Source organism: Pseudomonas sp. NMI760_13, assembly GCF_021283245.1.
Lineage (GTDB): Bacteria > Pseudomonadota > Gammaproteobacteria > Pseudomonadales > Pseudomonadaceae > Aquipseudomonas > Aquipseudomonas peradeniyensis.
Genome location: NZ_JAJSRC010000031.1, coordinates 64757 through 75005, shown reverse-complemented (window position 1 = coordinate 75005; position 10249 = coordinate 64757). Strand labels below are relative to the sequence as shown.

Sequence of the window (10249 nt, the reverse complement as noted above, 5' to 3'; positions counted from 1 at the left end):
TGAATAAACCTGATTACGGACCATAATGTGTCAACCATGTCTGCGCACATGTGTCAGCGATGTGTCCGGTCTCTACAGATCCTTCAAAAAGGAACTCGCCGTAAGGGCGAAAAGGTGACTATGTGTCGACATCGCAAATGAATGCACTTACAACTATTAAAACCGACGCCGACTGCATTTAGCTTTGACTTTGACTTTGACTTTGACTTTGACTTTGACTTTGACTTTGACTTTGACTTTTAGAGCATGTGTTTTGAAAGTTATATGCGCATTCATTTGCGATGGTGACGCATAGTCACCTTTCCGCCCTTCCGGCGGGTCCCTTTTTGAAGGATCAAAAAGGAACCAAAAAATCCTCGCTCCATTCATCCGGCCCCTACGCTTCGCTCCGGGGTCCCCTCACTCCGGGCTTGCTCCCGGGAGGACCGCGCTGAACGCCCCATCCTGGGGCGCAGCGCTTGACGGGCATCCATGCCCGTCACCTCCCTCCGCAAGCCCTGCGTTCGGCCTCCTGAAGTCGCAACTTGTATCGCCTGGGATATCGCGCGCTTAGAAGCAAAAGCAAAAGAACAACAGCAACAACAACAACAACAACAACAACAACAACAACAACAACAACAACAACAACAACAGCAACAGAAACATCGAAACTTAGAAATTCTCCACAGTCGTTCAGCCACGGCAGCCAAACCATGTCACGACTGATTAAATACGCTGATCAAAATTTTCATTACAACCAACATGCTCGCCAACGGCACCCACAGCCAAGTGTTATAAACCAACCTTGCTCAGGATAGCCTCGAAGTTGACCGGGACAACCACGCGGAAAATTACACTGAACGCTTGCACGCTGGTCAAAGTCTGCTGGATATCACCAACCTGAGGAGATCTGGCAATGCACGATACCCATTGGACAACGGACGCACCGAAACACAATGTCCACGGCCTGGAGCGCGTCAGCTCCCTGGCTGGGGGCGCGTTGATGATCAGCAAGGGGCTGCGCCACGGTGGCCTGATAGGGATGTTGCAGGTTGCCGTCGGCGGCTTGGCGCTGGCCCGTGGCGTGAGCGGGCATTGCTCGACCAAGGCGTGGTGGTTGCGCCATCGCGCCGAATACCTGCGCCTGCATCGCGACATAGAACGAGGCGCTGCCGAGCTCAAGGCGCTGAAGGCCAGCGCCGAGGCGGCGACCCGTACCGCGACGGTGACCGGCGGTTGAAAGCATCGCGGGGCAAGCCCGCTCCCACGAGCCCACGTTCAAAATGATGTCCGGGGGCGTGGGAACGGGCTTGCCCCGCGATAGATCCTGCGCCTAGCGCAATACCTTGCTCTGCAACACCTCGGACTGTCGCCCGAGCACGTTCTCGCTGATCTGCACGAACTCCTCGGTGCTGACGCTCGACAGGCGCATCAGCGCGCGGGCGACGTCGTCCAGCGAGCGCTTGTCGTGGTGGTGCAAGCGAATCTCGCGATCCAGCGCCTGGAGCAGCAGCACGCCACGGGCCACCTGCGCGGCATCGGCCTTGGCACCCTTCAGGTGGGTCACCTTGGCCGCCAGCTTGTGCTGACGGGCCTGCAGCGCCTCGTAGCGATCATCGCTCATGCCGCCAGCGCGGCGCAGCAGCTCGGTGGCGTAGTAGTCGGCCAGGCTCTCGCCCAGCCAGTCGCTGCCGTCGCGGTCGTTGATCTGGGCGAACAACTGCACCAGTTCGCGCAGCACCGGGCTGGAGCCATTTTCGCTGACCAGCGGGCGCGTGCTGTGCAGGTACAGCGAGTTGTTGCCAGCCAGCACGCCCCGCCACATCTCGTCCCGGGCACCGACCAGCAGCAGCTTCGGCGGGTTGCGCGGGAACACCGCCTGCAACTGCGGCCAGACGAAGGTCAGCAAGGTCAGCGTGTCCATGCGCCGCATACCCTGGCCCTGCGGCGCGGCCACGGTCACCTCGGTGTCGCCCAGGCGCGCCCGACGGCTGCCCAGGTTGCCGGCGAGCATCCAGCCGGTGGGGCGGTCGAACAGCCGCGACACATCGTCGATACGGAATTTCTGCCGGCCGATGCGTGGCCAGGCGGTTTCGACGCTTTTCCAGCCCGCCGGCAGGTCGAAGGTCAGCCGCGAGACCAGTTCGGTGCCGTCCTGCTGGTCGAGGCGCGCCGGCGGCACCAGCTGGTCGCCGCGAAACAGCGCCCAGTGCGGCGTGATGCGTGCCTCATGGGCGGCGCCTCGGGGTTGCTGGTCGAGCAGCACACGGTAACTGAGGCTGGTCTTGCCCGCCGCCGGGTGCCAGACGCCACGCCCGTTCTGCACCTGCCACTGGCCATCGGCGAGAAAATCGCTGTAGGCACCGGGCTTGCCCAGGTCGAAGTCCAGGCTGCGCACCGCGCTGCCGTCGGCCAGGGTCAGGCGCACCTCGGCCTGGCCGCTCTGCGGCAGCAGGCGCACCTGATAATCGAGGTCGACTTTCTTCGCCAGGACCTGCGAACTGGCCAGCAGGCCGACAATCAGCAACAACGGGCGACGCATAAAAAACTCCTTGTTTCCCGGACACTCAACCCGCGCGGAAGATCAGATGGTCTTCCCAGTCGTCTTCATCCACGTCGTTTTCGCTGAGCATGCGCCCCGACCGGGAAATACGCTGCTCGTGCACCTGCTGGCGATCACCGCTGATCAGGTGGTGCCAGGCCGGCAGGTCCTGTCCTTCGCTGACCAGGCGATAGCCGCAGGTGGGCGGCAGCCACTTGAACTGGTCGGCCTTGCCGGGGGTGAGTTGGATGCAGTCGGGAACGTGTTCGAAGCGATTGGGGTAGTCGCTGCACTGGCAGGTCTGCAGGTCCAGCAGCTTGCAGGCGATGCTCGTGTAATAGACGCTGTTGTCTTCCTCGTCCTCGAGTTTCTGCAGGCAGCACAGGCCGCAGCCGTCGCAGAGCGACTCCCACTCCTGGTCATCGAGCTGGTCGAGGGTCTTGCGCCGCCAGAAGGGCGCGGTATCGGCGATCATCACACGGTTTCCTGCAGTCAACGTCAAGCCGCGGCGCGCGGCGGCGCCAGTCTAGAGGCAGTCCGGCGGCAACGCCAGACCGCTTGTCAGTGCTCACCGGACGCAGTAGCGTGCGGTATTTTCCCCCGCCCTTGCAGGAGCACCCATGAGCGCCACCCCACGCATCGCCGACTATGCCATCAACGAGCAGTTCATCAATCGCTGGTCGCCCCGCGCCTTCACCGCCGAGCCGATCAGCCAGGAAACCCTGCTGAGCTTCCTCGAGGCCGCGCGCTGGGCGCCTTCGGCCTACAACTCGCAGCCGTGGCGGTTCCTCTACGCCCGCCGCGATACGCCAAGCTGGGAGCGCTACCTGGGCATCCTCAACGAGTTCAACCGCAGCTGGGCGCAGCACGCCTCGGCCCTGGTGCTGATCATCTCCAAGACCACCTTCGCCGCGCCCGGCTCCGATGAAGAGAAGCCTGCGCTGTGGCACACCTTCGATACCGGTTCGGCCTGGGGCCACCTGGCGCTGCAGGCGAGCATCAGCGGCTGGCACAGCCACGGCATGGCCGGCTTCGACCAGGACCTGGCCCGCCGCGAGCTGAAAATTCCCGAGGGCTACGCGCTGCATGCAATGGTGGCGATCGGCAAGCTGGGTGACAAGGCGACCCTGGCCGAAGGCCTGCAGGCCCGCGAAGTGCCGAGCCCGCGCCGGCCGCTGAGCGAGCTGGCGGCCGAGGGTGAATTCAGCCTGTAATTCTCTGTCGCCTGGGCCGGCCTCTTCGCGGGCAAGCCCGCTCCCACAGGTGTGTCACTGCTCTTGTGAGCGGTGATATCCCTGTGGGAGCGGGTTTACCCGCGAAGAGGCCGGTTCAGGTCAATAGCCTCGCTGGAAATCCACCTCGCCCCGCAGTGCCTGCTCCGCCACATACGCCCGCGCATTCGCGACGAACAACCGCACCATCGCCGTCGGCGAGGTCGGCGCCGAGCTGTGCCCGGTCAGCAGCAGCCCCCAGGCGGTCCAGAACGGATGGCGCTGGGGCAAGGGTTCCTGGCGACAGACATCGATCACCGCGCCAGCCAGGTGGCCCTGCTTGAGCGCCTCGACCAGGTCGGCATCGACCACCGCCACGCCACGCCCGGCATTGATGAACAAGGCGCTGGGGCGGAAGCACTTGAACAGCGCCGCATCGTACAGGTCGTGGGTGGCCGGGGTATCGGGCAGCAGGTTGATTACGTAGTCGGCCTGGCCGACCAGGCGCGGCAACTGGTCGAGGCCCGCCACTTCGACGAAGGGCGCCTGCTCGCGGGCGCTGCTGGCCACGCCTTGCAGGATGACACCGAACGGCACGAGGAACTGCGCCACGCGCTGGCCGATGTCGCCGGTACCAACGATCAGCACCCGCCGTCCCTCCAGGGTCCGCCCAGGACGGTCATCCCAGCGCCTTTCGACCTGGCTGACCAGGCGCGAAAGCACATCGCGCTCATGCCCAAGCATATAGGTCAGCATGTACTCGGCCATCACCTGGCCAAAGATGCCCACCGCCCGGGTCAGGCGGTAGTCGCGTGGCAGGCCGTCGGCCAGCAACGGCGTGATACCGGCCCAGGTCGATTGCATCCAGCGGGGCTTGTGGCCCTGGCGCAACAGGCTGGCCAGCAGGTCCGGCTGGCCCAGCCACACCGGGCAGTCGGGGGCCAGGCGTGCCAGTTCGGCGGAGTCGCCGCTGGTTAGGGCCTCCAGGTCCGGCGCCGCCTCGCCCAGCAGGCGAGCATAGTTGGCATGATCCTGTTCAGCGATCAGAACGCGCATGTGAAACACAACCTTGGCAAACAACGGAAGCGGCCCGCCAGGCGGGCCGCAATCAGAGAGGGGACCGTGCCTGGATCAGGCCGGGTCGTTGCGGCGCAGCAGTTCTTCGGGCAGGTGCTCGATGTAGTCGTCATCCGGCGGCGGCATCTGCAGGTGGTAGCCCTGCTTGTCGAGGTTCTCCAGCACCTTGGCGATGTCCTCGCGGGCCAGCGTGCGCTCAGGCGTCAGCACCAGGTCGAAGGCATGCACCGGCTTGCCGAAGAATGGCAGCAGCGCCTCAGGCACACGCTCCAGCCCCTCGGCCTTGAGCACGTAGAGGTACATTTCGTTCTTGCGTGGGCTCTTGTAGATCGAGCAGATACGTTTCATCGGGAATCTCCGGCGCCCGCCAGGTCGTCCAGCAGGGCCTGGCCCATGCGCTCGCGACGCCAGCCGCGCAGCGCATCGGGCAGTTGATAGGGGCCGTCGGGGTAGCCGCTCTTGAGCAGGGCTTCGAGGGCTTTCTTGCGCAGCATCAGTTCCGGGGCGATGCCCAGCCGCTCGCCTTCGGCCTGGCCGATGGCGCGCAGGCGCTTGAGAATGCCGGCGGCTTCGATCGGCAGCGGCTCGGGCAGCGGCTCGGGCCACTGCTCCTGGGGCTGGCTGGCGGCGCGCTTGATCAGCTGGATCAGCTGCTCACCGTCCTGGCGGATGGTGCGCGGATGCATCTCGTCGATTTTCGCCAGCGCCGACGGGCTGTCTGGCTGGCTCCTGGCCATGGGCCACAGCGAGTGTTCCTTGAGGATGCGGTTGCGCGGCACATCGCGGCTGCGGGCCTCGCGCTCGCGCCAGGCGCACAGTTCGCGCAGCACGGCCAGTTGCTGGCGACCGAGCTTCCAGGCCAGCTTGACGTCGCGGTACAGGGTTTCGGGCTCGACTTCGCGGCGCAGCGCGGCGACCAGTTCGGCGCCGTCTTCCAGCACCCAGGCGTACTTGTCATCCGACAGGCGCGGGCGCAGGGCGTCGAACAGTTCGGCCAGGTGCACGGCGTCTTCGGCGGCGTAGCTGACCTGGGTGTCCGACAGCGGGCGTTGCAGCCAGTCCGAGCGGGTCTCGCCCTTGGGCAGTTCGAGCCCCAGCACCTCTTGCACCAGGCGCGAATAGCCCATGGAGAAACCGATGTTAAGGTAGCCGGCGGCCAGCTGGGTGTCGAACAACGGCTGGGGCAGCTTGCCGGTCAGGCGCAGCAATACTTCCAGGTCTTCGCTGCAGGCATGCAGCACCTTGACCACGCCGCTGTCCTCGAGCAATCCGGCCAGCGGCAGCCAGTCGCGGATCAGCAGGGGGTCGATGAGATAGGCGCACTGGCCGACGCCGATCTGGATCAGGCCGGCCTTGGGGTAGAAGGTGTCGACCCGCATGAATTCGGTGTCGAGGGCCACGAAGGGCTGTTCGCGCCAGCTTCGGCAGTGTTCGGCCAGGGTCTGGTCGTCACGGATCCAGTGTATTTCGATGGCCACGAGGCTCTCCCACTAACATTGGCGCGCAGTATATACGGCGCGGCCCCTGGGGGTGAAACCTCGCGCCATCCATGGTGCCGGGCGGTCGACCGCTCAGCGTTTGGCCGCCAGCCACGGCCGGCAGCCGGCGAACATGTCCAGCGATCGCTGGTAGACCTCGGTGCGCACCTGCAGCAGGCCGAGCATCGAGTGGAACAGGTTGTCCTGGGACAACGGTGCATCGCGCAGCTTGCCCAGGCACTCGGTGTCCAGGCCGAAGTCCTCGCGGTAGCTGTCGGAGAACCAGGCCAGCAGTGGCACGTGCTTCTGCTGGTCCGGCGCGATCATGTAGGGCGTGCCGTGCAGGAACAGGTTGTACTCGCCCAGCGACTCGCCATGGTCTGAAAGATAGATCATCGCGGTGTCGACCTTGTCCTGCCGGCTGCGCAAGGTGTCGATCAGGGTAGCCAGCACCTTGTCGGTGTAGGCCAGGGTGTTGTCGTAGCCGTTGACGATCTCCTGCTGGCTGCACTGGTTCAGGGCGTTGCTGCGGCACACCGGGGTGAAGGGTTCGTTGCCCGCGGGGTAGCGCTTGAAGTATTCAGGGCCATGGCTGCCCATCTGGTGCAGCACCAGCACGGTGTCCTGGTCGAGGTTGTCTAGCAACTCGGCCAGGCCCTGCAGCAGGATCTCGTCATGGCATTCGCCACTGGCGCACAGCGCCGGCTCCTTGAGGTTGCTCACATCGATGAACTGCACCCGGTCGCAGGTGCCTTTGCAGCCGGACTGGTTGTCACGCCACTGCACCGCCAGGCCCGCGCGCTGGAGGATGTCGAGCAGGCCCTCGCGGTTCTTGGCCACGCGGGCGTCGTAGTCCTTGCGCGGCATGCCGGAAAACATGCAGGGCACCGACACGGCGGTCTCGGTGCCGCAGGAGTGGACATCGGTGAAGCTCAGTAGGCCCTGCTCCTTGGCCAGTCGTGGCGTGGTGTCGCGGGCATAGCCGAGCAGGCCGAAGTTGTCCGCCCGGGCACTCTCGCCGACCACCAGCACGGTCAGCGACTTGCGCGCATGCTGCTGCCAGGCGCTATCGCGACGGGCATCTTCGCCATAGCGCTGAAATGGCCGGGTGGCGCTGCCCACCTGTTCGCTGACATAACCGATGGAGGCCCCGACAATGTTGCTCGGCGTGAGCATCAGGCGCAGTTCATGGTGATTGCGAAACAACGACGCCAACCCCTGGTAGTTGACCAGCGCCACCGAGCCCAGGGCCGCGACGCAGGCCCCACTCACCACCAGCTTGCCCAGCAGTTCGCGGTGCCAGGGGCGATAGGCGATCCTGGCCTTCCACACCAGCAGCGACGGCAGCACACCGAGCAGCAGGATATACAGGGCAAACTTCAGCGAGAGCAGATCGCGTACTTCTGCCACATTGGTTTCGGCAACATTGCGGAACATGCCGGCATCAATAAGCACACCATATTGATTCATGAAGTAAGCGACACTTGCACCGCTGAGGAACAACACGATCAATACCGGTTTCAGGACATAACGAAACGCCAGCAAGGTAAGTATGAGATTGAAGGCGAACAGCATCAGCACGGCGAACGCCAGGCTCAGCCACAGCCCCACCATGCCCGGCGGCACGATGGATTCCAGGTGTTGCCAAAGCAAGCTATTGAAGCCGATCAACAGGTACAGGCTGGCCAGCAACGTGACCCATTCGGTCCGCAGGGATTTGAGTTTCAGCATGGCGTTCGCAACAAGAGTTCATCAGCGGCCAACACGCCCGGACGGGCAGGTTGGGAAGTTGGCCGAACTCTAGAAAGCCTAGCATCAATTTTTTGTGAAAAAGACGCCAACAATTAGTATGCCGACGTCTTTCATCCATTAAACAACTTTCATTCAGCTGCCATTCAGCCAGGCAGGCGAAGCTTGGCGTACGGCTCGCGATCGATATCCAGGACCTCCACGCACAGCTGGATGTCCAGGCCGGCCTGGCCGGGGATCGCCTCGCGCAGCACCTCGAGCAGGCTGTTGGACAATTGCTGCTTCACTTGCGGCGTGCGCCCGTTGAGGATCGCCAGGCGTACATGGGCGAAGGCCCGCTCGCCCGGCGCGGTACCGACCCGGTATTGGGCGAAGGCCTGGGCACGGCTCTTGATGTCCAGCTCTTCGGCAAACTGGCCGCTGCCGACCAGGGCGTGGTTCAGGCGCAGCAGCAGCACGTCGACATTGAGCTCGCGCAGGTTGTCGCTGTATTCCAGGTTCAGGTGAGGCATGGCGCAGGTTCCGGTTACGCAGGGATGGGCGACAGCCTAACCCAGTCCCGCAATGCGGCAAAGGCGACTATCCTCTTGGTTCAGGTTCGCTTACCAACCCTGAGAGAGGTGGAGAAATGCCAGTTCCGCACAATCTATTTGAAGACCTTGGCGTAAAGGAAGATGACTTCAATGCGCTTGCGAAGGAAAACCACAAACTCGCAGAGCTGAAGAAACGCTACACCGAGAAGGATCATGACATTGAGAACGTTGAAAAAACCGGCCTCACTACGGATGACAACCTCAATCGACTTCGAAAAGAACGCGCTCTGATCAAGGAAGAGATCGAACGGATCGTCCATCCGCCCAAATCCTGACTGAACCAGAACATTTGCCGGCCTCTTCGCGGGTAAACCCGCTCCCACAGGGCCACCACCCACATTGAAATCAGTACTGTACCTGTGGGAGCGGGTTTACCCGCGAATGGGCCGGCAGCCATCACACGGAAGCTGAAGCCTTCAGCGCCGCGTCCAGGTCCTCGATCAGGTCCCGGTAATCCTCGATCCCGATCGACAACCGCACCAGGTTCTCGCTGATCCCCATCACGCCCTTCTGCTCCGGGCTCAGGGAGTTGTGCGACATGCTCCAGGAGTGGTTGATCATGCTCTCCACCCCACCCAGCGAATCGGCCAGGACAAAGATCGACAGCGCCTCAACCAGGCGGTTGACCGCGGCCCGATCCCCCTTGATGCGCAGCGCCACCACCGCACCGCCGGTGCGCATCTGGCGCTTGCTCAACTCATGCTGCGGGTGGCTTTCCAGCCCCGGGTAGTAGACCTGCTCGACCTGCGGATGCTGTTCGAGGAACTGCGCCACGCGCAGGGCGTTGGCGCTCTGGCGCTCCATGCGCACGTCGAGGGTCTTCAGCCCGCGCAGCGCCAGGTAGCAGTCGAACGGCCCCTGGATCGCGCCGACCGCCATGCTGATCTTGCGCAAACGGCCCAGCAGTTCGTGATTGGCCGCCACCACCACGCCACCGGTCAGGTCGGAGTGGCCGCCGATGTACTTGCTCGCCGAATGCATCACCAGGTCCACGCCCAGGGTGATCGGCTGCTGGTTCCAGGGCGAGCAGAAGGTGTTGTCGATGCAGGTCATCACCCCACGGGCGCGGGCCAGGTCGCAGACCGCCTTGATGTCCACCAGGTGCAGCAGCGGGTTGGTCGGCGACTCGATCCAGATCAGTTGGGTGTCCGGACGGATCGCCGCGGCCACGGCCTCGACGTCGTTGAGGTCGACATAGGTGGTGGTCAGGCCCGAGGTGCGCCCGCGGTAGTCTTCCAGCAGGCGGAAGGTGCCGCCGTAGACACCGTTCATCACCACCACGTGGGCGTCCTTGGACAGCAGCTCGAGCACCGTGGCGGTGGCGCTGACGCCCGAGGCGCAGGCGACCGCGCCGACGCCCTCCTCCAGTGCGGCCACGCAGGTCTCGTAGGCGTGCCGGGTCGGGTTGCTGACACGGCTGTAGGCGTATTCGGGGTTGTCGTCCAGGCCGCGCTTGATGAACGAGCTGGAAGTGACGATGGCCGGGAAGATGGCGTTGTCGGCGACGCTGGACTGCTCACCGGCGTGGATGGTGCGGGTGGCGAAATTGCGCGGTTTGTCGGACATGGTCGGGTCCATTGACTGAGGATGGAAAACCGCCACTATCTCATATCCGCAAGG

Annotated in this window: 12 protein-coding genes; 4 read left to right on the top strand and 8 right to left on the bottom strand. The window is 63.7% G+C overall.

Going from position 1 to position 10249, the window contains the following annotated elements:
• Positions 1-471 precede the first annotated feature (471 nt).
• Entirely contained in the window at positions 472-705 is a 234-nt protein-coding gene (locus LU671_RS24670; protein WP_232857194.1) for a hypothetical protein, read from the top strand.
• Positions 706-895: 190 nt separating this feature from the next.
• A complete protein-coding gene (locus LU671_RS24665) occupies positions 896-1219 on the top strand; it encodes a YgaP-like transmembrane domain (RefSeq protein ID WP_232857193.1) in 324 nt (107 codons plus the stop codon).
• Positions 1220-1312: 93 nt separating this feature from the next.
• Here the strand turns inward: LU671_RS24665 and LU671_RS24660 are convergent, their stop codons facing one another.
• Entirely contained in the window at positions 1313-2521 is a 1209-nt protein-coding gene (locus LU671_RS24660) for a hypothetical protein (protein ID WP_232857192.1), read from the bottom strand.
• A 25-nt stretch (positions 2522-2546) separates the two neighbouring features.
• Positions 2547-2996, bottom strand: a complete 450-nt coding sequence (locus LU671_RS24655) for a YcgN family cysteine cluster protein (protein WP_203651332.1) — start codon at positions 2994-2996, stop codon at positions 2547-2549.
• 145 nt (positions 2997-3141) lie between these two features.
• On the opposite strand from LU671_RS24655, the gene LU671_RS24650 reads away from it, so the two are divergent.
• Entirely contained in the window at positions 3142-3735 is a 594-nt protein-coding gene (locus LU671_RS24650; protein WP_203651331.1) for a nitroreductase family protein, read from the top strand.
• 120 nt (positions 3736-3855) lie between these two features.
• Here LU671_RS24650 and LU671_RS24645 read toward each other — a convergent pair whose 3' ends face one another.
• The 5 genes from LU671_RS24645 to LU671_RS24625 all read right to left on the bottom strand — a co-directional run bounded on the left by LU671_RS24645 (position 3856) and on the right by LU671_RS24625 (position 8548).
• On the bottom strand, positions 3856-4788 hold the full coding sequence (locus LU671_RS24645; protein ID WP_203651330.1) for a D-2-hydroxyacid dehydrogenase: 933 nt from the start codon (positions 4786-4788) through the stop codon (positions 3856-3858).
• 75 nt (positions 4789-4863) lie between these two features.
• Positions 4864-5157 (bottom strand): YcgL domain-containing protein, encoded by a 294-nt coding sequence (locus LU671_RS24640; RefSeq protein ID WP_110739238.1) that lies wholly within the window; start codon positions 5155-5157, stop codon positions 4864-4866.
• A complete protein-coding gene (gene rnd, locus LU671_RS24635) occupies positions 5154-6287 on the bottom strand; it encodes a ribonuclease D (RefSeq protein ID WP_232857191.1) in 1134 nt (377 codons plus the stop codon). Before rnd ends, LU671_RS24640 begins: the two co-directional genes overlap by 4 nt.
• Positions 6288-6380: 93 nt before the next feature.
• Positions 6381-8018 (bottom strand): phosphoethanolamine transferase, encoded by a 1638-nt coding sequence (locus LU671_RS24630; protein WP_232857190.1) that lies wholly within the window; start codon positions 8016-8018, stop codon positions 6381-6383.
• A 164-nt stretch (positions 8019-8182) separates the two neighbouring features.
• The gene (locus LU671_RS24625; RefSeq protein ID WP_232857189.1) at positions 8183-8548 is read right to left on the bottom strand and encodes a 5-carboxymethyl-2-hydroxymuconate Delta-isomerase; all 366 of its coding nucleotides are present in this window, start codon (positions 8546-8548) and stop codon (positions 8183-8185) included.
• 116 nt (positions 8549-8664) lie between these two features.
• On the opposite strand from LU671_RS24625, the gene LU671_RS24620 reads away from it, so the two are divergent.
• Positions 8665-8904 (top strand): YdcH family protein, encoded by a 240-nt coding sequence (locus tag LU671_RS24620; protein ID WP_081100331.1) that lies wholly within the window; start codon positions 8665-8667, stop codon positions 8902-8904.
• Between the two features lie 121 nt (positions 8905-9025).
• On the opposite strand, the gene LU671_RS24615 is transcribed toward LU671_RS24620, so the two are convergent.
• Positions 9026-10207 carry a trans-sulfuration enzyme family protein gene (locus LU671_RS24615; RefSeq protein ID WP_203651326.1) on the bottom strand — a complete coding sequence of 394 codons (1182 nt, stop codon included), beginning with the start codon at positions 10205-10207 and terminating at the stop codon, positions 9026-9028.
• Between the last annotated feature and the right edge of the window lie 42 nt (positions 10208-10249).